The sequence below is a fragment of the Myceligenerans pegani genome, assembly GCF_014892515.1.
Taxonomy (GTDB): Bacteria; Actinomycetota; Actinomycetes; order Actinomycetales; family Cellulomonadaceae; genus Myceligenerans; species Myceligenerans pegani.
The window spans coordinates 26,383-50,653 of sequence record NZ_JADBGR010000010.1 but is presented as its reverse complement, the minus strand read 5'-3'; the positions used below and the strand labels follow the sequence as shown (position 1 = coordinate 50,653).

At 71.3% G+C, this 24,271-nt stretch carries 21 protein-coding genes and 4 tRNA genes; 8 read left to right on the top strand and 17 right to left on the bottom strand.

Going from position 1 to position 24,271, the window contains the following annotated elements:
- Positions 1-438 precede the first annotated feature (438 nt).
- The 4 genes from IIE03_RS00445 to IIE03_RS00430 form a co-directional block, all read right to left on the bottom strand.
- Positions 439-1,641, bottom strand: coding sequence for a thiolase family protein (locus IIE03_RS00445; protein WP_192860762.1), 1,203 nt, complete (start codon positions 1,639-1,641; stop codon positions 439-441).
- Between the two features lie 74 nt (positions 1,642-1,715).
- Complete coding sequence (locus IIE03_RS00440; RefSeq protein WP_318842706.1) at positions 1,716-2,507, bottom strand: IclR family transcriptional regulator domain-containing protein; 792 nt, start codon at positions 2,505-2,507, stop codon at positions 1,716-1,718.
- A 145-nt stretch (positions 2,508-2,652) separates the two neighbouring features.
- Positions 2,653-2,725, bottom strand: a tRNA-Arg gene (locus IIE03_RS00435).
- Between the two features lie 465 nt (positions 2,726-3,190).
- Positions 3,191-3,279, bottom strand: a tRNA-Ser gene (locus tag IIE03_RS00430).
- 137 nt (positions 3,280-3,416) lie between these two features.
- On the opposite strand from IIE03_RS00430, the gene IIE03_RS00425 reads away from it, so the two are divergent.
- On the top strand, positions 3,417-5,120 hold the full coding sequence (locus IIE03_RS00425) for a GMC family oxidoreductase N-terminal domain-containing protein (protein ID WP_192860761.1): 1,704 nt from the start codon (positions 3,417-3,419) through the stop codon (positions 5,118-5,120).
- Positions 5,121-5,325: 205 nt separating this feature from the next.
- Here the strand turns inward: IIE03_RS00425 and IIE03_RS00420 are convergent.
- From IIE03_RS00420 to IIE03_RS00400, 5 genes are all read right to left on the bottom strand, one after another.
- Positions 5,326-5,410, bottom strand: a tRNA-Ser gene (locus IIE03_RS00420).
- A gap of 105 nt (positions 5,411-5,515) precedes the next feature.
- Entirely contained in the window at positions 5,516-6,067 is a 552-nt protein-coding gene (locus tag IIE03_RS00415; protein WP_201845977.1) for a GTP-binding protein, read from the bottom strand.
- Positions 6,068-6,290: 223 nt separating this feature from the next.
- Complete coding sequence (locus IIE03_RS00410; protein WP_123812896.1) at positions 6,291-6,701, bottom strand: DUF742 domain-containing protein; 411 nt, start codon at positions 6,699-6,701, stop codon at positions 6,291-6,293.
- Positions 6,702-6,711: 10 nt separating this feature from the next.
- Positions 6,712-7,161 carry a roadblock/LC7 domain-containing protein gene (locus tag IIE03_RS00405; protein WP_192860760.1) on the bottom strand — a complete coding sequence of 150 codons (450 nt, stop codon included), beginning with the start codon at positions 7,159-7,161 and terminating at the stop codon, positions 6,712-6,714.
- Positions 7,162-7,198: 37 nt separating this feature from the next.
- On the bottom strand, positions 7,199-11,257 hold the full coding sequence (locus IIE03_RS00400) for an ATP-binding protein (protein WP_192860759.1): 4,059 nt from the start codon (positions 11,255-11,257) through the stop codon (positions 7,199-7,201).
- Between the two features lie 129 nt (positions 11,258-11,386).
- On the opposite strand from IIE03_RS00400, the gene IIE03_RS00395 reads away from it, so the two are divergent.
- A complete protein-coding gene (locus IIE03_RS00395; protein WP_318842705.1) occupies positions 11,387-12,394 on the top strand; it encodes an NAD(P)H-quinone oxidoreductase in 1,008 nt (335 codons plus the stop codon).
- 120 nt (positions 12,395-12,514) lie between these two features.
- A complete protein-coding gene (locus IIE03_RS00390) occupies positions 12,515-13,108 on the top strand; it encodes a bacterial proteasome activator family protein (RefSeq protein ID WP_192860757.1) in 594 nt (197 codons plus the stop codon).
- 39 nt (positions 13,109-13,147) lie between these two features.
- Here IIE03_RS00390 and IIE03_RS00385 read toward each other — a convergent pair whose 3' ends face one another.
- The 5 genes from IIE03_RS00385 to IIE03_RS25495 form a co-directional block, all read right to left on the bottom strand.
- Positions 13,148-14,008 carry an EamA family transporter gene (locus IIE03_RS00385; protein WP_192860756.1) on the bottom strand — a complete coding sequence of 287 codons (861 nt, stop codon included), beginning with the start codon at positions 14,006-14,008 and terminating at the stop codon, positions 13,148-13,150.
- 54 nt (positions 14,009-14,062) lie between these two features.
- Complete coding sequence (locus tag IIE03_RS00380) at positions 14,063-14,218, bottom strand: hypothetical protein (RefSeq protein WP_192860755.1); 156 nt, start codon at positions 14,216-14,218, stop codon at positions 14,063-14,065.
- Positions 14,219-14,268: 50 nt separating this feature from the next.
- Complete coding sequence (locus tag IIE03_RS00375) at positions 14,269-15,381, bottom strand: hypothetical protein (protein WP_192860754.1); 1,113 nt, start codon at positions 15,379-15,381, stop codon at positions 14,269-14,271.
- Positions 15,382-15,419: 38 nt separating this feature from the next.
- Positions 15,420-15,995, bottom strand: a complete 576-nt coding sequence (gene dcd, locus IIE03_RS00370) for a dCTP deaminase (protein ID WP_192860753.1) — start codon at positions 15,993-15,995, stop codon at positions 15,420-15,422.
- 122 nt (positions 15,996-16,117) lie between these two features.
- Positions 16,118-16,555 (bottom strand): TM2 domain-containing protein, encoded by a 438-nt coding sequence (locus IIE03_RS25495; protein ID WP_318842704.1) that lies wholly within the window; start codon positions 16,553-16,555, stop codon positions 16,118-16,120.
- A gap of 158 nt (positions 16,556-16,713) precedes the next feature.
- Here IIE03_RS25495 and IIE03_RS00360 point away from each other — a divergent pair.
- Positions 16,714-16,784 (top strand) — tRNA-Gly (locus tag IIE03_RS00360).
- A 351-nt stretch (positions 16,785-17,135) separates the two neighbouring features.
- On the opposite strand, the gene IIE03_RS26540 is transcribed toward IIE03_RS00360, so the two are convergent.
- Complete coding sequence (locus IIE03_RS26540) at positions 17,136-17,858, bottom strand: GntR family transcriptional regulator (protein WP_192860752.1); 723 nt, start codon at positions 17,856-17,858, stop codon at positions 17,136-17,138.
- Positions 17,859-18,105: 247 nt separating this feature from the next.
- On the opposite strand from IIE03_RS26540, the gene IIE03_RS00350 reads away from it, so the two are divergent.
- Positions 18,106-18,441 (top strand): hypothetical protein, encoded by a 336-nt coding sequence (locus IIE03_RS00350; RefSeq protein ID WP_192860751.1) that lies wholly within the window; start codon positions 18,106-18,108, stop codon positions 18,439-18,441.
- 567 nt (positions 18,442-19,008) lie between these two features.
- On the opposite strand, the gene IIE03_RS00345 is transcribed toward IIE03_RS00350, so the two are convergent.
- Positions 19,009-20,016 carry a hypothetical protein gene (locus IIE03_RS00345; protein WP_225997014.1) on the bottom strand — a complete coding sequence of 336 codons (1,008 nt, stop codon included), beginning with the start codon at positions 20,014-20,016 and terminating at the stop codon, positions 19,009-19,011.
- Positions 20,017-20,259: 243 nt separating this feature from the next.
- Here IIE03_RS00345 and IIE03_RS00340 point away from each other — a divergent pair, with 243 nt between their 5' ends.
- Entirely contained in the window at positions 20,260-20,871 is a 612-nt protein-coding gene (locus IIE03_RS00340; RefSeq protein ID WP_192860750.1) for a TetR/AcrR family transcriptional regulator, read from the top strand.
- A gap of 16 nt (positions 20,872-20,887) precedes the next feature.
- Here IIE03_RS00340 and IIE03_RS00335 read toward each other — a convergent pair whose 3' ends face one another.
- Entirely contained in the window at positions 20,888-21,367 is a 480-nt protein-coding gene (locus tag IIE03_RS00335) for a PTS sugar transporter subunit IIA (protein ID WP_192860749.1), read from the bottom strand.
- A gap of 174 nt (positions 21,368-21,541) precedes the next feature.
- On the opposite strand from IIE03_RS00335, the gene ptsP reads away from it, so the two are divergent.
- The gene (gene ptsP, locus IIE03_RS00330) at positions 21,542-23,266 is read left to right on the top strand and encodes a phosphoenolpyruvate--protein phosphotransferase (protein WP_192860765.1); all 1,725 of its coding nucleotides are present in this window, start codon (positions 21,542-21,544) and stop codon (positions 23,264-23,266) included.
- Between the two features lie 75 nt (positions 23,267-23,341).
- Positions 23,342-24,208: a sugar phosphate isomerase/epimerase family protein gene (locus tag IIE03_RS00325; protein WP_192860748.1), complete on the top strand. Its 867-nt coding sequence runs from the start codon at positions 23,342-23,344 to the stop codon at positions 24,206-24,208.
- Positions 24,209-24,271: the final 63 nt, after the last annotated feature.

Genomic DNA, 24,271 nt, shown 5'->3' with positions numbered 1-24,271 from the left:
GAGTTCTCGCCCCGGGACCGGCCAGCCCGCGTGTTCCGCGGTTCCTGTCCGTGCCTCCCTGCCGGGCGAACGACGAGAACGTTACGGCAGAGCGACACCCGAGTCAAAGCCAGGAGACCGTGACGGCCACCACACCAGCACCTTCGCAGCTCCGAAGACCAAGTGAACACCAGTCATGCCTGGACGCATCCCCTAGCCGCCCCTCTCCTGACGCTTCGGCGCGCGCCGTCAGCCGCAGATTCGCCAAGGAACCATCCCCAAGGCCGAGATCAGGTAATTTTTCGTTCAGGTTTCCCCATCTTCGCTGAGTAGGCGCTTGGCCACCTCGAACGCGTCGTTGGCTCTCGCGACCGATCCGCCCGAAGCCGCCGACCATCACCGTGGACTCGCCGGCGACATCGCCGAGCGCGGCACGCGCCGTGCCCACGCAGCGACTCATCACCCGATCTCGGTGTTCTCCAGCACCACTGCCAGGCCCTGCCCGACGCCGATGCAGATCGCCGCGACGCCCCACCGGGCGCGCCCGGCTCGCAGGCGCCGGGCCAGGGTGCCGAGCACGCGTGTCCCGGACGCGCCCAGTGGGTGGCCGACGGCGATCGCGCCGCCCCATGCGTTCACGATCGACTCGTCGACCTTCCACGCATCCAGGCAGGCCAGCGACTGCGCCGCGAACGCCTCGTTCAGCTCCACGGCAGCGACGTCGTCCCAGGCGATGCCAGACCGCTCCAGAGCCCTGTTTGCCGCCTCCACCGGCGCGTACCCGAAGTACTGCGGCTCGCCCGCCACCGCCGCGCGGCCCGCGATCCGAGCGAGCGGTGCCAGACCGGTGAGATCCGCCGCGGCCTCCGAACCGAGCAGCGCCGCACTCGCTCCGTCGGACAGCGGCGAGGCGTTGCCGGCCGTGACGGTGCCGTCGGGACGAAAGCTCGGCTTGAGCGCGGCGAGCTTCTCGGACGTTCCGCCCGGACGGATCGGCTCGTCGCGGACCAGCGGCTCCTTGCCGGCGCCCGGCCCCGAGTAGGTCACGACCAGGTCGTCGTAGCGGCCGGCCTCCCACGCCTCGTGCGCCAGACGGTGCGAGCGCAGCGCGAACTCGTCCTGACGCTCGCGAGAGATCCCGAACCGCTCTCGCAGGCGCTCGGTGCCCTCCCCCATGGAGACGGTCCAATCGGGTTCCATGCGGCCATTGGTGAGGCGCCAGCCCAGGGTGGTGGAGACCATCTCCACGTTTCCCGCGGGAAAGCCACGCCCCGGCTTGGGCACCACCCAGGGGGCACGGGTCATGGACTCGACTCCGCCGGCGAGCACGATGTCGGCGTCGCCGCACTCGATGGCGCGGGCGCCCTGGATCGCCGCCTCGAGGGCCGAGCCGCACAGTCGGTTCACCGTGACGGCAGGGACCGTGATCGGCAGCCCGGCGAGGAGGACAGCCATGCGTGCCACGTTGCGGTTGTCCTCGCCCGCTCCGTTGGCGTTGCCGAGAAGGACGTCGTCGATCCGCGCCGGGTCAAGTCCGGGCGCGCGGCCGATCTGCTGCTTCAGCACGAAGGCTGCGAGGTCGTCCGGCCGGGCGCCGGCGAGCGCGCCGCCGTACCGGCCGAACGGCGTCCGCACCGCGTCGTACACGAATGCCTGCCCCATCGCATCATCCTTGCGTTCGCTCTACGAACTCATGTTCCTTGTGCGTGCCGGCGAGGCTATCATCCGGCGTCGGCCTACGGAACTCGCCGGAGATCGGCCTCGATCTCGGCCGCCGCCCTGCGCAACGGCGGGAGGATCTCGGTGACGAACGCCTCGACATCGCCACGGCGGACCGGCGCCGACACGTTGACGGCAGCCACCACGCCGCCCTCGGCGTCCCGTATCGGCACCGCCAGGGAGCGTAGGCCTTCCTCCAGTTCCTGGTCCACGAGCGCATGACCCTGCTCGCGGACCCTCGCCAGCTCGGCGCGCAGAGCGTGCGGCGTCGTAAGGGTCCGCGGCGTGAGCGGCAACAGCTCGGCGCGGGAGAGGAAGTCTTCCCGCGCGGGGTCGTCGAGCCCTGCCAGGATCACCCGACCCATCGACGTGGCATGGGCGGGGAAGCGCGTCCCGACCCGGATCGCCGCGTTCATGATCCGGTGGGTCGCGACCCGGGCGACGTAGACCACGTCCGCGTCGTCGAGCACGGCGACCGAGGTGGACTCGCCGACGTGCTCGCTCAGGGCCTCGAGGTGCGGCTGCGCGACCTCCGGGAGCGTCAGCCCCGACAGGTAGGCGTAGCCGAGCTCCAGGGCGCGCGGGCGCAACGTGAAGTTGCGTCCGTCCGTCGCCACGTACCCGAGTTCGACCAGCGTGTGCAGGAACCGGCGCGCGGAGGCGCGGCTCAGCCCGGCCTCCCGGGCGACCTCGCTCAGGGTCATGGCGGGGTGCGCCGCGCCGAAGGCCCGGATCACGGCCAGACCCCGTTCGAGCGACTGCACGAACTCGCCCTGCCGCCGCTCACCCTCGGTTGCGTCTCCGCTCACGACCCCTCAGCCTCCCACTGCTCGGGACGAACGTCCCACGCCGGCGCCGAACGACGAACCTCACCCTCGGGCACGACTTCGGCGTCGCCGAACGACAAGGGCCCTGACCAGCATTTACGCTGATCAGGGCCCTTGCCTTGGTCTGCGCGCCCGGAGGGATTCGAACCCCCAACCTTCTGATCCGTAGTCAGATGCTCTATCCGTTGAGCTACGGGCGCCTACCGCACGAACCGCTCACGCGGCCGAACGACGAGAACACTACCGCCTCCGCCCCAGGTTCCCAAACCGAAATCCCCCTTCGTGACCGACGACACCCCGAGACCCCGGCATCCGCCCGACGCGCCGCGATCGGGTAGCGCGCGACTGCTCAGTTTTCAACCGCCGTCGACAAGGGCAAGGGGCAGAGCCCAGAACCTGGCCCAGGACGTGCCGCGCCCGAACGATCCAAGCTGACCCGATAGCTCAGCCACAGGGCAAAAAGCGAAGCTCGCCCACGGGGCAAGAGAAACCCCGAAGGATCCGCACGCCCGCACTCAACGCACCATGGCGGGGGCAAGGGGCAAGGCCCCAAGAACGGGGGTCCGGGAGCGTGTCCCCGGGGGGCGTGGGGGCTGCGCCCCCGCAAGAAACAGCGAAGGCGACCCGGGTCCCCTCAGGGGGACACAGATCGCCCATCGCCGAAGCGGAGACGGCGGGATTTGAACCCGCGAACGGCTTGCACCGTTACCACCTTAGCAGGGTGGCGCACTAGGCCTGACTATGCGACGTCTCCTTACGACGGCCGCCCCGGGGCGGCGAGCGCGCAGCCCAGAGTACCTGGCGTACCCGCCGTCCGGCAAAGCGGGTCGGGCACACGTCGCGGCCGCCGTCTTATTGAAGTTTTCCTCAGTACTCCAGTACCTTCGGCCCATGGACTACGACGTCTTGGTCATCGGATCGGGCTTCGGCGGCAGTGTCGCCGCGCTGAGGCTCACCGAGAAGGGGTACGCGGTCGGCGTCCTCGAAGCCGGCCGCCGGTTCGAAGATCATGAGTTCGCCAGGAACAACTGGCATCTGAAGGACTATCTCTGGGCGCCGAGGCTCGGATGCTTCGGGATCCAGCGCATCACGCTCCTGCGCAACGTACTGTGCCTGACGGGCAACGGGGTCGGCGGCGGCTCACTGGTGTACGCGAACGTGTCCTACCGGCCCCGCAACGACGCGTTCTTCCGAGACCCGGCCTGGGCCGACATCACCGACTGGAAGGCGGAGCTCGACCCCTACTACGACCAGGCCTCCCGCATGCTCGGCGTGACCGCCTATCACGGCGACTCGCCCGCGGACCGTCTGATCCGCGACGTCGCGGCCGACATGGGCGTCGCCGACACCTTCCGGCCCACCGACGTCGCCGTGTACTTCGGCCCCGGCGGCGCCGCCCGGCCCAGTCCCGACGAGACCTTCGCCGATCCGTACTTCGGTGGCGCCGGTCCCGAGCGCACCGGCTGCCGCGAGTGCGGCGAATGCATGACCGGCTGCCGGCACGGCGCCAAGAACAGCCTCGTGAAGAACTATCTCCACCTCGCCGAGCAGGCCGGGGCGGAGATCCATCCCCTCACCACCGCGCACGTCGTCAGGCCGCTCGACGGCGGCGGCTACGAGGTCCTCACCCACCGCACCGGCCGCGGGCACAGGAACCGCCGGCGGTTCACCGCCCGCGAGGTGGTCCTCGCGGCGGGCACCCTGGGGACACAGGACCTCCTGCACCGGATGAAGGCCGACGGCGTCCTCCCGCACATCTCGGATCGCCTGGGCCGCCTGACGCGGACCAATTCCGAGGCCCTGCTCGGCGCGGTCACCAAGAAGGTGTCCGACGTCGACTACTCACAGGGCGTCGCCATCACGTCCTCGATCTTCCCCGACGAGCACACGCATGTGGAACCCACCCGGTACGGCAGGGGGTCCAACCTGATGGGCGCCCTCGTCACGCCGCTCGTCCCCGGCGGCAAGCCTCTGCGAGCCCTGCGCTGGGGCGGTGTGATGCTCCGCCATCTCAGGTGGCTGCGGGTCCTGGTGGACTACCGGCGCTGGTCCGAGCGCGCCGTCATCGCGCTCGTGATGCAGAGTCACGACAACTCTCTCGACGCCTACCTGCGCCGGGGCCTGTTCGGCCGGAGACTGACAACGCGGATGCCGCAGGAACGGCCGAATCCCGTGTGGATCCCGGAGGGCCACGAGACCGCCCGGCGGATGGCCGCGCGGATGGGCGGGGTCGCCGGGAGCATCGTGACCGAGCCGTTCGGCGCTCCGATGACGGCGCACATCATGGGCGGTTGCACCATCGGGCCCTCGCCCGAGCGCGGCGTCGTCGACCCGTACCTGCGCCTGTACGGTCACCCCGGACTGCACGTCATGGACGGCACCACCATCACCGCCAACCTCGGCGTGAACCCGAGCCTCACGATCACGGCGCAGGCGGAGCGGGCCTGCGCGCTGTGGCCCAACAAGGGGGACGACGACGCCCGTCCCGCTCTCGGCGCCCCCTACCGACGCCTTTCACCGGTGCGGCCGGCTCGCCCCGCCGTCCCCGAGTCCGCACCGGCCGCCCTCCGGCTGCCGATCGTCGACATCACGTAAGGGTCGCGACAACGCCACCGGACCCGCGAGCCCGCCCGACATGGGCCCGGGACGAAGCCCTTGGCGCAACGCCACCAGATCTGTGTGCCCGCCCGCCGGGGGTCTGGGGCAAAGGCCCCAGGCGGGGCGTGCGGGCTGCGCCCCCACAAGAAATGGCGAAGGCGAGGCGGCCCACGAAGTGGGCACACCTCACCCATCGCCGCAGCGGAGGGCGAGGGATTCGAACCCCCGGTGCGTTGCCGCACAACGGTTTTCAAGACCGTCACATTAGGCCGCTCTGTCAGCCCTCCCGGTGCCGGACAAGTCTAACGGCGGGCCGTCCGTCCGTGGACAGCCCGCCGTTCGGCGGGGCACCGCTTCCGTGCCCTCGCCGGCGAACCTTGTGCGGTCGCTCGTCAGCCCTGCTTCCCTGCGCGGAGCTGGCGCATCGCGAGCTGCACGAGGGCGATGAGCGTCTGCTTGGTCGCCGCACGCGAGCGGGCGTCCGTGTAGAGCATCGGCACGTGCTCGGGGATCTGCAGCGCCTCGCGCACATCCTCGAGCCGGTGCTTCGCCACGCCGTCGAAGCAGTTCACGCCGACCACGAACGGGATGTTGCGCGACTCGAAGTAGTCGATCGCCGGGAAGCACTGCTCCAGACGGTCCGTGTCCACCAGGACGACCGCGCCGATCGCGCCGCGCACCAGGTCGTCCCACATGAACAGGAAGCGGTCCTGGCCGGGCGTCCCGAACAGGTAGAGCCACAGGTTGCCCGGCAGCTCCACGCGCCCGAAGTCCATCGCCACCGTCGTGGTGGTCTTGCGGTCGGTGACACCACCGGCGTCGTCCACGCCCACCGAGTGCTCCGTCATGGCGGCCTCGGTGTTGAGGGGCTCGACATCGGAGATCGACCCGATGAACGTCGTCTTGCCGACGGCGAACCCGCCCGCGACGACGATCTTCACCACGGTGGGTGCGGTGCGCTCGCCGGCCGGCTGCGCGGCGGATCCCGCCTGGCCGGCCGGGGGCTGCTGGACCACGGGCGGGGCAGGCTGCGCGGGCTGGGCCGGACGCGGCCCGGCGGATGCCGTGGGCGCGGACCCGCCCCCGCCGAGGACGCTCTGCCGGGCGGGAGCACCCGTCGCCGAATCGGACACCGGCGCCCAGTTCGGGCCGGCGCCGGTCCCGTTGCTAGAGGGCGGAAATGCCATTCAGAACACTCTCCAAGACACTGAGCGACAGGCCCGAGTTCGAGCTTCCATGGCCTGTGTGGACGTTGACGGGGGTCGAGGTGTGCACCGTGATGTGCCCCTCCTCCTGCATGTCCGCCACGAGGATCCGGACGACGCCGAGGGGCAGCCGAAGCAGAGCGGAGAGCTCGGCGATCGACACGTACGTGTGCGCGGCGTGCTGGAGAATCGCGCGCTTCTCGGGCGGAAGACCCTGGCCGGTGACCGCCCCGGGCATCACCTCGACAAGTGCCTCGAGCGGCAGGTCGGACATCGCCGACCGCACACGGCCTCCGGTGACCGCATAGGGACGGACCGTCGAGGTCTCATGAACATCGGCGGACCCCTGGGAACCCAAAGGTGCGTACGTCATCGTCTATGCCTCATCCCATGCTGGCGGCTCGGGTCTGCCCGTCGACCGGGAGGCTGCCACGCATCTCCGAGATCAGCTGCGGGGTCAGGGTGGCCTCGGTGCGGGACACCATGAGAGCCATCTCGTAGCCGATCAGGCCGATGTCGCAGGTCGCCTCGGCGACGACGCCCAGGACGGAACCGTTGGACACGTTCATCAGGAAGAGGAAGCCGTTGTCCATCTCGATGATGGACTGGCGCACGTTCCCGCCGTTGAGCTGGCGTGAGGCTCCGCGGGTGAGACTCGACATTCCCGAGACGATGGCGGCCAGCTGGTCGCCGCTGGTGCGGTCGAGCTGGTCGGACATCGCCATGAGCAGACCGTCCGCAGACACCACGAGCGTGTGGCGGCTACCGGGAACGGTACGCACGAAGTTGTCGAGCAGCCACCCGAAATTGGTTGCTTCGGTGCTGAGGGTCACTTCTGTTCCTCCTAGTCAGAATCCACAGACGCGCTTGTCACCGCGGCTGCGGCGCTGAGTCAGGGACATCATTCATCGTCGAGGGCGACCACGTCGAGCCCCCCTCGTCGTCCTTGTTTCCGGGATTGTGCTCTGTCCCGCTCTGGTCCACGGCTTCGTCGCGTCCACGCACGGTAGCCGACTGGAAGGCCGACAGTCGTGAGCGGAGCTGCTCGGGGTCGCGCTCGATGCGAGCAGAGTGCTTCTCCACGGCCGGGTCCGCCCCCGTCCCGGACGCACCGCGCGTTCGGCGCGTGAGTCCGGTCGAGGTTCCGTCCGAGACGGTGGAGACGGTCTCGGGCCGGTAGGAGTCGCTCACATCGTCTTCCTGATAAGCCCCCCGGTTGAGGAGGCTGGTCATTTCCTCGTACAAGGTGGCCGAGGCCACCCACTCCGACCTAGCCTCCACCGAGTCGCGCACGTACTCGCGGTCCAGGGGGTTCGTGCCGTCGCTGTCGGAGCCTGGTGTGCGCCGCGTCAGCGACGCCGGTTCGCCGTACGACGACGGGTCGTACACCGCACCGGTCGGATACGGATCGCGGAACTCGATGTCACCGGACGACGGTGACGCGAGCGGCGAGTGGTTCTCGACGGCCAGGGCGGGCGCCGGTGCCATCGGGGCAGGGGCCGCAGAGGCGGCCGGCGGGCGCGTCGCGTCGGCCGGAGGCAGGGGCACGGCCTCCGTGGCCGGAGCTCCCACCAGGGGCACGGAGGCCTGCGAGGCGCGCGGGTCAACGGGGCTCGTCGCGGGCGTCGGCGCCGGGACCGCGGTCCGCGGGACGGCCGACGTCTCGGCGTCGATCACCGAGTGGGCCCGCGTCTCCTCCAGCGCGCGCTTGTAGCCCTCCTGGTAGCCGCGCTGGTAGGGCTCCTCCTGCGCGGCCGGCGCGGGCGCGGGCGGCGCAGGCGCGGCGGGCGCAGGTGCGGGCGGCGCAGATGCGGCGGGCGCAGGCGCGAAGTCCGCGGGACCGAAGTCGCTCGGACCGAAGTCGGTCCGCGGCGTCCTGTTCGCCGTCGCCGACGGAGCCGGGGCTGCCTGGGGAGCCACGGAGGCCTGCGGGACGGAGGAGATCGGAGCCCGCGAGGCGAGCGCGGGCTGGGCGTCCGGCTGGACGTCCGGCTGATACGCGCGCAGTTCGCCGGTGGCCGGTTGCCCCGGCTTGCGCCCGAAGAGCCCACGCTTGCCGGCCGGCTTCGTCTCTCGCACGGAGCGACGGCTCGGCAGGTCCTGCATGAGCTCCTCGAACGCGGGCAGCGCCTCGTAGCGGCCGTCGTCGCTGTCACCGAGGGGCTGGGCGCCGAATCCGGCCGACGACGGCACGTGGCCGGGCCGGACCTGCGGCTGGGACGAGGTCATCGGCCGCTGCTGGGGGATCCCGCTCGTCGGGGGCCGCACACCGGCAGCCGCCGGGAACCGCATGATGTCGGTGTCCGGACCGCCCGGCAGGGAGGCCGGATCCTGGGTGACCGGGTCGAGCTGCAGCGACTGCGACTCCGCCCCGTCGATGGTGTTCATCGACCGGAAGCTCGAGAAGAGCGCGCTGCGCTGGTCCACGTTCACGGGAGCCGGGGTGGTCTCCTCGAACACCGGGGCGGCGGCAGCCGCCTCGGCCTCCTCCTGCTTCTTCTTCGCCGACGCGCGGCTCGGGAGCGAGTTGCCGGCCGACACGTCCTGCGGGGGCGTCCAGCCGGTCTCGTCCGGCGAGATGTCCGGCATCGTCGGCGTCTGGATCTCGGGGAGGACGATCGAGCCGGTCGGGGTCGTCTGCATCCCCGCCGTCGGGGTCGACTGGCGACGACGCGGCATGCCCAGCGCGGTCGTCCCGTCAGTGAGCGCGTCGAGGTCGACCGGGACCGCCGCGGGCGGCTCGGGCATCGCCGGTGGCGAGGAGGCCAGCGAGCCCGTCGGAGCGCCCACCTGCGGCCGCCGCGGGCCGACCCGCCCGGACTCGGGGCCCCCCGCCATGGGGAACGACGTCGTCCCCGGCGCGGCGGGCGCGACCGGCGGGGTCGGGGCACCGGAACCGTCCGGCATCCCGCCCACGCGCGCCGCGGCGGCCTGGGTGGTCGCCTCCAGCGGGTCGGTCGGCTGCGGCAGGGGCAGCGAGTTGTCCGGCAGGAAGAGCACGGACGGGAAGCGGACCGTGACGATCGTGCCGGTGCTCTCCGTGCCGGTGGCGAACTCGACGGTGGCACCGAGACGGTCCGCCAGGCGGCCGACCACGAAGAGGCCCAGACGCTGGGCGCCGACCGCGTCGGACGCCGCGTGGCTGGCGACCTTGGAGTTCGCCTCCGCGATCTCCTCGGGGGTCATGCCGAGACCGTGGTCGCGGACGGTCACCGAGACGAAGTCCTCGGTGCGCTCCGTGGTGACCTCCACCGGCGTGTGCGGCTCGGAGAACATCGTGGCGTTCTCCAGCAGCTCGGCCAGCAGGTGTGCCGCGTTCAGCGCGTTGTGACCCAGCATCATCGGGTCGGTGACAAGGTTGAGGCGCACGCGGTCGTACAGCTCGATCTCGGACGACGCGGTACGGATGACGTCGGAGACCGGCATCGGCTGCCGCACGCGGCGGCCGGAGTCGATGCCGGCGAGGACCAGCAGCGACTCGGCGTTGCGGCGCATCCGGGTCGCGAGGTGGTCGAGGCGGAAGAGGTTCGACAGCGTGGTCGGGTCTTCCTCGGAACGCTCGAGGTCGTCGAGGAACGCCAGCTGCCGGTTCAGCAGCACCTGGTCGCGGCGCGCCACGTTGACGAACATCTCGGCGATGGAGCCGCGGAGCGCGGCCTGTTCCCGTGCGACCTCGATGGTGGTGCGGTTCACGTCGTTGAACGCCGCGGCCAGCTGGCCGATCTCGTCCGAGGACTCGACGTGGATGGGGTCCAGATCCATCGTCGGGCCCTGGCCGGGCACCGACACCTGCTCCACCAGGGTGGGCAGCCGGTCACGGACGACGCCGGCCGCCTGGGTCAGGCGGCGCAGCGGCGAGACCAGGCGGCGGGCGATCACGAGCGCGGTGATGATGGAGAACGCCAGCGCGCCGATCGCGATACCACCGGTGATCAGGGCCGTGTTGAAGGCGTCGCGGGCCTGCGCCTCGGCGAGGTCCAGGGCGTCCTCACGGATCTGGTCGCGGACGACGCGGGCCTCCTCGACCCAGGTCGCGGACTCGGTGCCGAAGGAGGCGGCGAGCGCCGTGTTCTGCATCAGGTCCTGCTCGTTGCCCTGCAGGATCAGCGTGCGGACCGTGTCGAGCGAGCCATCCATCGGCGGGACCTGACGCTCACCGGGGATCTTCTCGAGCGCGATGTTCGCGTCCTCGAACTGGATGTTGCCCAGGGTGATCTGCTCGAGGGCACGGAGCACGACGGCGCGGTCAAGCGTGTCGCCGTTCCGCTGCGCCACTGCGGACGCCGTCAGGAGGTTGCCGATGAGCGGACGCTCGTAGGTGTTGGTCAGCATCAGCTCGTCCATGAGCTGGTGCGCCCGGATCCGCTCGCCGAGGTCGCGGTTCGCCGTCGTGTCCGCGAGCTGCGTCATCACGTCGACAGAGTCCTCGATGAAGATGTTGTAGGCCCGGGTGACCTGCTGCTCCGCGATCGCCTGATCCCGGACCTTGTCTTGCACCTCGACGACCTGAGCCCGGTCGAAGATGGTCTGGTCGATGGCGGCCTTGACGCGCGGGTCGAGGAAGCTCGTGTCGAGCGACTTGAACTGCGCGTCGCGCTCGTCAAGGGCCTGGTTCGTCTGCACCTGCGCCGACGGGAGCGCGTAGACGATCTCGCCGTCCTCCTTGACGACCTTCCCGTTGTCGTCCGTCTCCGGCACCCCTTGCAGGAGGAGGCCTCTCGCCTCGTCCGCGGTGCACGGATCCTGGCCGGGAATACACGGCGCGGACGCGGCGATGGTCAGCGCGCGCTCCTGTGCGAACGCCGTCCCCGCGTTGTCCTGCTGCTCGAGCGCCGCGACCAGATCGGCGGTCTGCTGCGCGCGCAGCGCCGACTCGATGGACGTCCAGGTGATGTACGCCGCCGCGATGATCATGACGAGGGCAGGCACAACCAGGGTCGCAAGAACTTTCCCGCGAACTCCCAACCTGCGGAACATGCGTACCTCTCTCCATCACTGTCCGCGATATCACCGGAACCCGTTCGCACGGGATCCGGCACTCTCGCGGAGTGCGTACAAGTGACCGACGCCCGGCTAGGCTCCATCGGTGTGCGAGCCGTCACGATATCCGCAACCGGGCGCTCAGGGAAACTCTCCCTTTCGACCATATCTGACCCGGTTCCCGGGATAGGCGAAGTGCTGGTCAACGTTGCTGCGGCCGGCGTAAACCGTGCTGACCTGCTACAACGAGCCGGCCACTACCCGCCACCCGCCGGTGCACCCGACTGGCCCGGCCTCGAGATCTCCGGTGAGATCACGCGTGTCGGTCCCGGCGTGTCGGACTTGCGCACGGGAGATCGCGTGGTAGCTCTCCTCGAGGGCGGCGGATACGCGGACCAGGTCACGGTACGTGCGACCCAGGTCCTTCCGGCACCCCGCAGCGTAGACCTGATCGACGCCGCCGCGCTTCCCGAGGCTGTGTGCACCGCCTGGGACAACCTCGTCACGGTCGGCGGACTGCGGGCCGGCGAGTGGGTCCTGCTCCACGGCGGGTCAGGCGGCGTCGGCACCGCAGCCATCCAGATCGCGAAGGCGCTCGGCGCACGGGTGGCGACGACCGCCGGAGGCCGCGAGCGGGCCGCGCAGTGCGCTGACCTGGGCGCGGACCTCGCGATCGACTACCGCGAGCAGGACTTCGTCGAGCTGGTCCGTGAGGCGTCCGGTGGCTCCGGCGCCGATGTCGTCCTGGACGTCGTCGGCGCCGCCTACCTCTCCGACAACGTCCGGGCACTCGCTCGCGGCGGGCGCCTCGTCGTCATCGGACTGCAGCGGGGACGGCGCGGCGAGCTCGACCTCGGGGCGCTCATGACCAAGCGCGCGACGGTCGCCGGGACGACCCTGCGGTCACGTCCCGCGGAGGAGAAGGCCGCCGTCGTCGCTGCCGTCCGGGAGCACGTGTGGCCGATGGTCGACGACGGGCGGGTGCGGCCGGTCGTCCACACACAGTTGCCCCTCGCGGAGGCCCAGCGCGCGCACGAACTGCTGGAATCGGGCGAAGTCTTCGGCAAAGTGCTCCTGGTGCCCTGACCAAGCCCGGGGGCGGCGACGGAGTACCTCGGGCAATCAGTGCGTGGAAGGCGTGGTGTCCACATCGTGATACGCGCGCCGGGCTCCCGCCGACCGGCCCGACACGGAACACTGGGGACCATGACCCACGCCGACGACACCCCGACCGCACCGGACGACGACACCACGACCGCCGACCACGAGGCCCACCCACAGGTGGTCACACCCGACGGCCACGCGGTCCGACGGCCCCACGACGCGGAGAACGACACCGAGACCGAGGACGTGGTCGGCCAGGTGGAGGAGCCGGCGAAGGTGATGCGCATCGGCGGCATGATCAAGCGGCTCCTCGACGAGGTCCGCGACGCGCCGCTCGACGACGCCGCCCGCACCCGCCTCGCCGAGGTCCACGAACGCTCGATCAAAGAGCTCGAGGACGGCCTCTCTCCCGATCTCATCGACGAGCTGCACCGCATCACGCTGCCCTTCACCGAGCAGGAGCCGCCGTCCGACGCCGAGCTCCGGGTGGCCCACGCCCAGCTCGTGGGCTGGCTCGAAGGCCTCTTCCACGGCATCCAGACCGCGCTGGTGGCCCAGCAGATGGCGGCGCAGGCGCAGCTCACGGGAATGCGCCGCGCCCTTCCGCCCGGCACGCACGGAGGCCCGTTCCCACCCGGCGCCACCGACCGGGAGGACGGCCGGCAGCAGGAACGCGGTCCCGGACAGTACCTCTGACTGCTCCGCACGACCCGGGCCCGGCCGGGCCTGCCCGCTTCACTCCGCCCGGGGTGGCGACAGCGCGATCGCCGCCGACACGCACAGCAACCCGACCACCTGCGCCACCCCGGGCAGTTGCTGCAGCATCACCGCGCCCACCACGGCGGCCGTCGCCGGAAGCAGCGCGAGAAGGACGGCGAACGTCGCCGGCGGGACGCGCCGCAGCACCACCTGCTCGAGGCCGTACGGCACGACCGACGAGCAGACGGCGACGACCACGAGAAGGAGCAGGAGCCCGCCGTCGGACAGCACCTCCGGTGTGCTGTGCACGAAGAACGGCGCGAAGCAGAGCGATCCCACCGCCATACCCACGGCGAGACCGTCCACGCCCGCCCCGACGCGCGCGACGCGGCGCCCCAGCAGGATGTACAGGCCCCAGCACGTCGCCGCGGCGAAGATGGACGCGAGCCCGACGACGGCGTCGGCCCGGGACAGTCCCGAATCGAGCGTCACCCCCGCCAGCAGCACCACGCCGGCGGCCGCCGCGGCGATCGCCGCCCGAGCGCGCCATCCTCGCCCGGTCAGGGCGGCCACGACGACGGGGCCGCAGAACTCGATGGCCACCGCGGTGCCGAGGGGCAAGTACTCGATGGCGATGTAGAACGCGAGGTTCATGGCGGCGAGCACGACGCCGAACGCCGCCGACCAGCCGAGATCGCGCCGCGACCAGGTGCGCCGCCACGGCCGGCGCCACAGGACGAGCACCGCCGCGGCGAGGGCGATGCGCCACCAGCCGACCTCGGGAGCGCCGAGCAGCGCGAACAGGCCCACCGCGACCGCCGCGCCGACGTACTGCGTCAGGCCGGAGACGACGAAGACGGCCGGGGCAGGAACGCGTTCGAGCGGGTTGGCGGGCACTGCGGGAGCCTAGCTCTGTTTTCCGGAGCCACTCTGTTCTCGGAGCCGCCGGGCTCAGCTCTGCGGGCGCCAGGCATTGCCGCCGCCGGGCTCCGTCGCCGCGTCGCCGCGATCCTCGGCGCCGGCCGCCGTCGCCACCGGTTTCCGGCGGCGGCGGTTCGCGTCCTCGATCTTCGCAACCCTTCCGGCGGCCCGGGACCGGTTGCGCACCGAGACAAGGTGTCCACCGCCGGTGACGTTCTCACTGCACGTCGGACGGGTCACAGGTCGGCCGGGTCGACGAGGAATTCGTCCTCGTCGGCGATCTCGCCGCCGACGGCGTCCTGGAGGCGGCCGGCGATGCGGGCGACGAGCTCCGCGGCGCGCTTGCGCGCGATGCGGTGTTCCATGCCGGGCTGTTCCCGGTTGGCCTCGACCTGGTCCGGCGGCTCCCAGTGCACGCGGTAGCGGACGGCGCCGTCGGCCGTCCACGGGAGTCCGCGCAGCACCGGCGGGAGGTGCTCCTCACCGGCCACCTCCACGGCGATGATCCCGTCGACGCCGAGTTCGATCAGCAGCCCGTAGCCGTGAAGGATCTGCGGCCCCTGGAGCGCGGCGATGTCGACCTCGTCGGCGGCGGCGTGGAGCTCCTTACGGCGCTGCGCGTCCATCTTCTCGCCGGGGTAGAGCGGGCGGTCGGCGATGCCGTCGGGCGGGCCGCCCCATTCCTTGCCCTCCGTGGCGAGGCGTGTGCGCGAGTGCACGGGGCGGACGGTCGCGAGCGCGGCCTCGGGCTCGAGCCACACGCTCGAGTAGACCGACATGTCGACGGCGATGTCCGCATCGGGGGTCAGCACGACGCCGGTGCCGGGGCGGGGTCCGGGCCGGTCCGACGCCGTCGTCCACAGCCCGCCGACGTCCACCCGGAGCGCGCCACCCAGCCGCCGCGCGACCGCGACGAGCCAGGTGACCAGCCGGCCCTCCTCGCGTTCCGGGAGGCCCTCCGCGAACGCGCGTCCGATGCCGTCCCGGTCGCCGACGCTGAACGGCGGCTCACCACGCTCGCGGTGACACACGACGTCGAACACCATCGCGCTGCCGGGCGGCAGACCGAGATCGAACCCGTCGCCCTGCGGCGCGTACGGCCCCGTGAGGGTCGCGTGACGGGAGACGCGCAGGACGCCGGGGGCGTTGCCCTTGGCGCGCGGCCCCTGCGGCGCACTCGTGACGTCGCCCGGCAGGATCCCCGCCGGGGTGACGTCCCACCGCGTGGCGGTGAACCGGGAGGTGGCGAGCACCTCGACCTCGTCCACGGTGACGTCGCCGGGGACGGCGAGGAGGTGACGCGCCTGGTGAGCCTGGCCCACGCTGCGCGGTAGCGGCGAGTACGTCATGGGGCGTGAGCGTAGCCCGGTCTCCTGACGACGCCGGTTCACACCTTGGTGCGGTGGAAGGACTTCGAGGAGCGCGACGCCGTCGGGCCGCGCTGGCCCTGGTAGCGGGACCCGTACACGTCCGAACCGTACGGGTGTTCCGCGGGCGAGGACAGCCGGAAGAAGCACATCTGGCCGATCTTCATCCCCGGCCAGAGAGTGATCGGCAGCGTCGCGACGTTGCTGAGCTCCAGGGTGACGTGGCCGCTGAATCCGGGGTCGATGAATCCGGCGGTGCTGTGCGTGAGCAGGCCCAGACGGCCCAGCGAGGACTTCCCCTCGAGGCGGGCCGCGACGTCGTCGGGCAGGGTGACGGCCTCGTAGGTGGAGCCGAGCACGAACTCGCCCGGGTGGAGCACGAGCGGCTCGCCCTGCTCCACCTCGACGAGGCGGGTGAGCTCCGGCTGTTCCTGGCTCGGGTCGATGAAGGGGTACTTGTGGTTGTCGAAGAGCCGGAAGAACTTGTCGAGCCGCACGTCGATGCTGGACGGCTGGATCATCTCCGGCTCGTACGGGTCCAGGGCGACGCGCCCGGCGTCGAGCTCGGCGCGGATGTCACGGTCGGAGAGCAGCACCCGGACACGGTACTCGGCGGAGGCGCGGTCGGCAGGGTCGTCCGCCGCCGTGCGATCGGTCCGCGTGCGAGTGATCGGCAAACTGTTCTGCCGATCACTCGTCGAGCGACCGATCGGAACGCTCAGTCGCGGAGCGGGCGCTGCTTGGCGTCGACCGACCAGTAGCCCTTGCGGAGCGCGAGGTACAGGACGCCCTCGATCAGGCCCCAGATCGCCGAGATGAAGCCGAAGCCGGCGATCGCGCCGATCACCGTGATCGCCAGCATGACGAAGCCGAGCGCCCGGTACCCGAGGTAGAAACGGTGCGCACCGAGCGCACCGAGGAAGATGCCGAGCAGGCCGGCGACCACGCGCGACTTGCCCTTGACCTTGGACGTGGGGCGCTGCGGTGGCTGGGGCGTGGCGCCCGGGAAGTGCAGGGGTCGGGTGTAGCCGGACTCGACACGCGTTCCGTCGGGCAGCGGGATGGTCTCGTCGAGGGGTCGGCCGCCCGGGACCTGAACGGTCTTGTCGTAGTCGATGGCCTCTGTCGGCTCGTCGTTCGGGTGATGCCTGTTCACGGCGTCTCCAGTCGCGGGCAGTGTCGTCGGGGTTCGGCTTTCCGGCGACGTCGGTTATGATCGGTGCGCACACCAGTTCAGCAGGTTGTGATGGAGATCCTGTGGACCTCCTCCGGGGGCCATCGTAGGGTGGCCAAACCGGTCTGAACCAGGATGATGCGGGTGTAGTTCAATGGTAGAACTTCAGCTTCCCAAGCTGACAGCGCGGGTTCGATTCCCGTCACCCGCTCTCGACGGATAGGCGGAGTGTGCCCAACGAGGTTGGGCCACTCCGTCTCGTTTGTTTTCTGTGGGGGCGGAGCCCCCACACCCCGCCCCGGGGGCACGCCCCCGGACCCCCGTTTTGGGGCTTCGCCCCTTGCCCCCGCCGTGGTGCCTCGGGTAGAGGCGTGCGGACCTCCGTCTCGTGCTTCACCCCTTGACCCCGTGGTGCGTTGGGTGGGGGCGTGTCGTTGGGCGGTGGCGCCTCCGATGGCGGAGCGTTCGGCTCGACGGGGCATCGATGACCCGTCGTTCCCTGGGATACGTCGAGCCAGGCCCGGCCGTCCCGGGCGGACGGGCGGGCCTGGCGTTGCGGGTGTCAGGCGTCGAAGTTGTAGCGGAGCATGAACTCGCCGCCGTCGAGCACGATGCGGCTGTACTCGACCGCGACGCCCTCGGAGTCCAGGGCCGTGCGCATCACCTGGAGAACGGCGGTACCGGGTTCGATGCGGAGCGCCTCGATCTCCTCGATGGTGGGCATGCGCGCGACGACGTCCTCGTGGAACTTCACCGGCTCGTGTCCGAGTTCCTTCAGGCGGGCGTACGTGCCTCCGGGCCCGATCTCGTCCTCGGCGATGGGCGTGCCGGCGGCGATCGACGCGGGCACGTACGACACCCCGTGCAGCATCGGCTTGCGGCCCTTGACGTGCAGCCGTTCCCGCGTGGTGACCTGGACGCCGGGTTCGAGACCGAGCGCCTTGCGCGCCTCCTCGGTCGGGTCCTCCTCGGGAGTCACCGCGAGGGTGCGGACCGTCAGGCCGGCGTCCGTCTCGTCCATGACCGGGGTGATCGTGCTGTCGTCGGACGCCGATCCCGTGCTGTCGAAGACGATCGGGTCGAACGACCGCACGAAGACGCCCGACCCGTGACGGGTGACGGTGAGACCCTCGTCCTTGAGCATGGACAGGCCGTGGCGAGCCGTCATACGGGCGACGCCGTAGGTCGTCATCAGCGCCGCCTCGCTGGGAAGTCGGTCGCCAGGCTTGTACGTACCGGCGCGGATCTCGGCGCGCAGGTCCTTGGCAATGCTGGAAGCTGTCACTCGGCCCTCTCTAGACACGGGATCCACCTAACTATCTGCTGTTGCCGATGCGCAACTTTTCCGCGTTCGAGTTGCACCCTCTAGTCATCGTACCCATCGTGGACTACGCACCTAGAGAGACCTCTGGGGTGGACCACGAAAGGACCGGAATGACAACTTCGACGGACTCTGCCGGGGCGTTGACCGGCCCCTTCGGCCGGATCGACGGGAGCTGCCCGCGCACGCGGCTCGCCCGGAGGTGGTCGCGGTGAGCAGCCCGGCCCCCACCCGCTCCGGTCCGGCCGAGCTCGTCGCCGTCACGGCCCTGATCGCCCATATCACCGACACGCACGCGCTCGAGATCAGGGCCGGCGTCGACCATCTCGACCTCGGTGACGACCTGCTCGGCACCATCTCGGTCGACGTCCTCGTCGCGCAGGCATCGGCAGCCGAACGGCTCGCCGCACGGCTCCGGCTCATGGAGCGCTCCGGCCACCACCCGGCCGGCGAAGGAGGCGTCGCGTCGCACTGCTGGAGCGGCTGGCTCGCGGGAGCGAAGTGGAGCCTGCCCGTGTCGCTGCACCTGACGACGCTCGACCGCTGAGCGGAATGGAGCCAGGGCTCCCGGGGCAGGCCGGGAGCCCTGGCGTACCGCGTACCTCCGGTCGACTTACCCGGGGACCGGGGGCGCCGCGTCGACGTCACGGCTCCGGATTCACGCCCCTCTGGCCCGGGCCGCCGGGCCGAAACAGGTGCAGGGCGTGTCGGACGCGGGTGGTCTTCCGGGTCCGTTCAGGCACCTGTGTCGTCACCCACAGCCCGCACCGCGGTACGGGACGTCCTGTCGTTCTCCGGTCGACCGGCGTCCGGCGGCCGGCCCTTCGGTGCTGCTGCAGCGCACCGATCAGGCCGTCACTCACCGAACCGATAGCCACGTTTCTAGTTCCCGTTCGGCGAGGTGGCAACCGGTCCAGCCCTGTCATCCACGCACATTTTTTGCCCACAGGTCCGTCCACAAGGCTGTCCACAAGAACGCCTGCGATTTCGCCGTCTGTACACAACCCTGTGGAAGAAATCTGTGGATAATGAAAACACATACACCTTCCCGGACATCGCGACCCGGGATCCGTCCCGACGGCCACGGCCGTCGCGCGCGTCGCGACGACGTCCGTCAGACCCAGGCGCGACCGTTTCCGGCGCTCGCCTGCGGGTCGTTGCGCAACTCGAGTTCCTCGACGGTGGCCACGAATCCGCCGTCGTCCACGATGACGCCCGCGATCCGGCCCTGCAGCGACACCGCGAGGCGCGCGATCGACGACCGCATCCTGGCGCGTGCGATGACGTGCAGGCCGGAGGGCTGCTCCAGCTCGAGCTCGTAGGGGTCGGCCGGGACCCAGCTCAGGCGGTAGGCGAACGGCCCGTAGGCGCGCCAGTCGAGCGCCCCGAGCGCGCGGGGCACCCGGTCCACGCGTTCGACGTCGATCACGATCGATCCGTCGTAGGCGGTGGGGCCGACGAGCCGGTAGCGCGGTGAGCCGTCCGGCGTCGGCTGGTCCGCACCGACCTCCGCGGTGGCGATGAAGGCGCGCAGCAGCGGCAGGACGTCGCCGGGGGCGAGCGGATGCGCGCTGTAGAGCCCGAGATTCACGGAGGCGGCGGGGTCGGGCACCATGACCCGGCGTCCGTCGCCGAGCAGGACGCCCCCTGTCTTGCGCGCCGCAGCGACGGCCCACTGGATCACCCGCAGTTCCTCGCCCTGCGGGAGCGCCTGGGAGAACGCCCTCGCGATGCCGTCCCGGTCGTCGTACGACGTCGGCGCCGACGCGCGCACGTCGCGCAGGCCGTCGCTGCGCGAGAGGACGTAGGCCTCCGCCTTCGGGACGTTCAACGAGATCTCGGCGAGGTGTTCGCCCTCCACCACGAACGGACCGGTGGCGATGTGCTCCTCGCCCAACCGCATGACGCCGGGAGTGACGGACTGGGTCTGCTGGATCCCGCGGAAGCGCGCTCCGGTCATCTTGCGAGCCCCGGAGGTGCGCGACGGTTCTCGCAACCACGCGACGTCGGAGAACCACGCCGACGCCATCGGACTGACCTCGACCGGGCCGTCGTGATACGGGAGGACGAGCGTGTGCCCCGCCGCATGTTCTGCGGGGATGATCCCTGCAAGAAGCGTCATGCGCGAACACTACTGCCGCTGTCGAGAGCCCCGGCATCAAGGATGTTACGGACGTGAAACACGCCCGTGACGAAGGGCGCAATTCGTTTCGGACCGATGAGCCACGTGTTTCCTGCGCGGGCCGCACCCCGGCCCGAGCGGGCCGTTCCACCTCGGATCACCGTGGCCGATACCACTACCGGTGGCGCGATCTGATATGAGGACGCGAGCCTGTAGCTGACGGGATACCCCTATGATGTCATCATGCCCAAGATCATCGGCAAGAGCCTGCACGAACACCGCCAGATGACGAGGCAGAAGCTGTTCACCGCACTCTCGACACTCATGGCGGAGCGCGGCTTCGACACCATCACGCTCGCCGACATCGCCGAGGCCGCGGGCGTCGGCCGCACCGCCGTCTACAACCACTTCCACGACAAGGAAGCACTGCTGCTCGGCTTCATCACGCACGAGACGGAGCAGTACGCACACACCCTGGAACGCGCGCTCGACGGAGTCGACCACCCGGTGGAACAGCTTCGCACCTACATCCGCCAGCAGGCCCAGCTCACCCGTGTCTTCCACCTGGCCCCGGGGCCGGACCTGCGGACCGTCCTCTCACGGGCCACCCAGGCGCGGCTGCGGGAGCACGCGGAGATCGTCGAGTCGATCCTGCGCCGCATCATCACCCAGGGGATCGACGCGGGGATCTTCCCGCCGCAGGACGTCGAGCCGACGGTGCACCTGGTCAACGCCTGCCTGTCGGGCCGGCTGATCCCGGACGAGCCCGCGGCGCGCGAGCGCACCATCCGGGCCACCGAGACGTTCGTGCTCCGCGCGGTGGGCGCACGCGCCCTGGAACGCGTCCCCGCCTGACGAGCTCGCCCGGCGGTCAGGGAATCCTGAGGAGCGCGGTGCCCGGCGTCGCGCCCGCACCCGCCAGCACACGATCGCCCGGCGCGACCAGCACCTCGAGCCGGTCCGCCGGGATCTCGAGGGCGACGACGGGCACGAGGGGCGAGAGGCCGCCGGCGACGACGTCGGCCGGCGACCACGAGATCAGGTGGTCCCCGGCCCTGACGGAGTCCCCCTTGGCGACGTGCGAGGTGAATCCGTCGCCACCGAGCCGGACGGTGTCGATCCCGAGGTGCACCAGGACGGCGCGGCGTGCGCCGTCGGAGACGACGAACCCGTGCGGATGGAGCGCCATGACCGTCCCGTCGATCGGTGCCACGGCGACCGACGTCGCACCGTCCGTGGCGGGGTCCACGGCGATCCCCGGGCCGACCATGCCGTCGGCGAACACGGGGTCGGGAACATCCGTCATCGCGACGGCGGTTCCGGAGACGGGGGACAGCACGGTCAGCGCCATACCGTCATCCTGGCAGACGAGGTCGCGCGAGCATGCGGCGCCGTCTCGGCAGCCGGGGGCCTGAGCATGTAACGTGCCTCGCGCACTTCGAGTTGGACGTTGCGCCGACGGGTGCCGTCGTCGCGGCACCCACCGGCGGAACGTCCTGGCGATCCCATGCAGAACGGGAGCGGTATGCCCGCCGAGAAGCGAACCGGCGTCCCCGCGAGTCCTGGCCGAGCGGCAGGCCCGGTGGTCCACATGCCCCCGCGCGTGCCGGAGCCGGCGACCAACAGGATCGAGCCGGAGGCCGTGGAGGCTGCGGCGGACGCGGTTCGCGACGCCGCCGTCCGCGTCGAGCGAGACCTCGCCGAGCGCGCGGAGCGCGCCGCCGGGACCGCCGCCGACATCCTGTCCGTCACCGCCGCGATGGCCGCCGACCCGACGCTCGCCGCCGACGCCGCCCGTCGGGTTCGCGCCGACCATCTCACCCCGGAACGAGCGGTGTGGGACGCGGCCGGAACCGTGGCGACGCAGCTCGAGTCGCTCGGCGGCCCGATGGCGGAGCGGGCGCGCGACGTCCGGGACGTCCGCGACCGCATCGTGGCCGTGCTGACCGGCGCTCCGCCTCCCGGGGTCCCGGATCCCGGACACCCGTTCGTCCTGGTCGCCACCGACCTCGCGCCCGCCGACACGGCGACGCTCGACCCCGCGGCGGTCCTCGCCGTGGTCACGGCCCGCGGCGGCCCCACCTCGCACACCGCGATCATCGCGCGGTCGCTCGGCATCCCCGCCGTCGTCGCGCTCGGCGAGGCCGCCGACCTCTCCGCCGGCGAGACGGTGCTCGTGGACGGCACCGACGGTGTCGTCCTCGTCGCGCCCGGGGCCGCCGACCTGTCCGCCGCCGGCCTCGGCGACGGATCCGACGACGGGTCCGACGGGGCGGATGCCGGGGCGGGGCGCTTCGTCCGACGCCGGCCCTCGGCGCGCGACGCCTTCGACGGCACCGCGGCCACACGTGACGGGCACGACGTCGATCTCGTGGCGAACGTCGCCGACCCGGCGGAGGCGGACGCCGCGGCCGGCGCGGGAGCCCGTGGCGTGGGCCTGTTCCGGACGGAGTTCTGCTTCCTGGGGCGCGGCGCGGAGCCGACGGTCGACGAGCAGGTCGACGCCTATCGGGCGGTGCTCACGCGGTTCGCCGGAGGGCGCGTCGTCGTCCGCACGCTCGACGCGGGCGCGGACAAGCCGTTGCGCTTCCTCACACCCGGCCACGAGGACAACCCCGCCCTCGGGGTCCGCGGCATCCGGACCGCCGTCGACCATCCCGACGTGCTGGACCGTCAGCTGGAGGCGATCTCGCGGGCGGCGCGCGCCGAGCGCGCGGAGGTCTGGGTCATGGCGCCGATGGTGGCCACGGCGGACGAGACGCGCGAGTTCGTCGCGGCATGTGCCGCGCACGACCTGACCACGGCGGGCGTCATGATCGAGACCCCTGCGGCCGCGATCCAGGCCCGGTGGCTGCTCGCGGACGCCGCGTTCGCCAGCCTCGGCACGAACGACCTGACGCAGTACACGATGGCGGCGGACCGTGACCTGGCCGGGGTCGCGGCGCTGTCCACACCGTGGCAGCCGGCCGTGCTCGACCTCGTCCGGGTGGCGTGCGAGGGCGGAGCCGTGCATGGTCGTCCGGTGGGCGTGTGCGGCGAGGCCGCCGCGGACCCGCTGCTCGCGCCGGTGCTGGTCGGCCTCGGCGTCGCCTCGCTGTCGATGACGCCACGCGCCCTGGCCGCGGTGGCCGACGCGCTGCGCCGGGTGACGCTGGAGCAGTGCCGCGAGCTGGCCGCGAACGCCCTCGACAAGCCGACAGCCCGTGCCGCGCGCGAGGCCGTCCGAGATGCGCGGAGGGACGTGCCGTGATATCTCCGCAGGTCGCCATGCTCCGTGAACCCCAAGGTCACGTTTTCGTTACGAACCGCTCCTAAGGTGGATGACATGCAGGAACCGATCGGATCCGACAGGACCGCGCCCGGCATCACCGTGCCCGGTGTCCATGTGACGCTGTCCACCGCATCCGTGTTCCCGCGCCGGGTGCCGTACGCCTTCGAGGCCGCGGCCGAGGCGGGGTTCGACGGCGTCGAGGTGATGATCTGGTCCGAGGAGGCCACACGGAATCCGCTCACTCTCGCGCGGCACGCCGCGGAGACCGGGATGCCCGTGCGGTCGCTGCATGCCCCGACGCTGCTGGTCAGTCAGCGGGTGTGGGGCCGCGCGCCGGGTCCCAAGCTGGACCGGACCGTGGAGATGGCTCAGGAGCTGGGCGCGGCCACCGTGGTGGTGCACCCGCCCTTCCGCTGGCAGTTCAAGTACGCGCGGCAGTTCGAGGAGCAGGTCTCGACGCTCTCGGAGATCACGGGCGTGACGATCGCCGTCGAGAACATGTACCCCTGGCGCGGGGGCGGCCGCGAGATGCAGGCCTATCTGCCGGGCTGGGATCCGGCGGATCACGGGTACGACGCCGTCACGCTGGACCTCTCGCACGCGAGCGTCGCGCAGCAGGACGGCCTCGAGCTGCTCGAGATCTTCGGCGACCGCCTGCGGCACCTGCATCTCGCCGACGGCACGGGAAGCGCCCGCGACGAGCACCTGGTCCCGGGACGCGGAGCGATGCAGTGCGACAAGGTGCTCGCCGAGCTGGCCCGGCGCGGCTGGCAGGGTGATGTGTGCCTGGAGATCTCGACACGCGGGCGCAGCGCCGCCGAACGCACGGCCGACCTCGCCGAGGCCCTGGCCTACGCGCGCACCCACCTGGGCACGGGGGCGAGCGTTCCGGTGCCGCGGGTGCCGACGGGCGGTTCCTGAGCCCGGCCGTGGTTCCCCGGGCGGCCCGTCCCGGTCCCCAGCCGGCGCCCCGGGGCGTCGTCG

Bases quoted from the DNA above. Each gene is read 5' to 3' on its own strand.
- IIE03_RS00445 (WP_192860762.1), bottom strand. From the start codon at position 1,641: ATGGGGCAGGCATTCGTGTACGACGCGGTGCGGACGCCGTTCGGCCGG.
- IIE03_RS00425 (WP_192860761.1), top strand. From the start codon at position 3,417: ATGGACTACGACGTCTTGGTCATCGGATCGGGCTTCGGCGGCAGTGTC.
- IIE03_RS00410 (WP_123812896.1), bottom strand. From the start codon at position 6,701: ATGACGTACGCACCTTTGGGTTCCCAGGGGTCCGCCGATGTTCATGAG.
- IIE03_RS00390 (WP_192860757.1), top strand. From the start codon at position 12,515: ATGACCCACGCCGACGACACCCCGACCGCACCGGACGACGACACCACG.
- IIE03_RS00375 (WP_192860754.1), bottom strand. From the start codon at position 15,381: ATGACGTACTCGCCGCTACCGCGCAGCGTGGGCCAGGCTCACCAGGCG.
- IIE03_RS00345 (WP_225997014.1), bottom strand. From the start codon at position 20,016: ATGACGCTTCTTGCAGGGATCATCCCCGCAGAACATGCGGCGGGGCAC.
- IIE03_RS00340 (WP_192860750.1), top strand. From the start codon at position 20,260: ATGCCCAAGATCATCGGCAAGAGCCTGCACGAACACCGCCAGATGACG.
- IIE03_RS00335 (WP_192860749.1), bottom strand. From the start codon at position 21,367: ATGGCGCTGACCGTGCTGTCCCCCGTCTCCGGAACCGCCGTCGCGATG.
- ptsP (WP_192860765.1), top strand. From the start codon at position 21,542: ATGCCCGCCGAGAAGCGAACCGGCGTCCCCGCGAGTCCTGGCCGAGCG.
- IIE03_RS00325 (WP_192860748.1), top strand. From the start codon at position 23,342: ATGCAGGAACCGATCGGATCCGACAGGACCGCGCCCGGCATCACCGTG.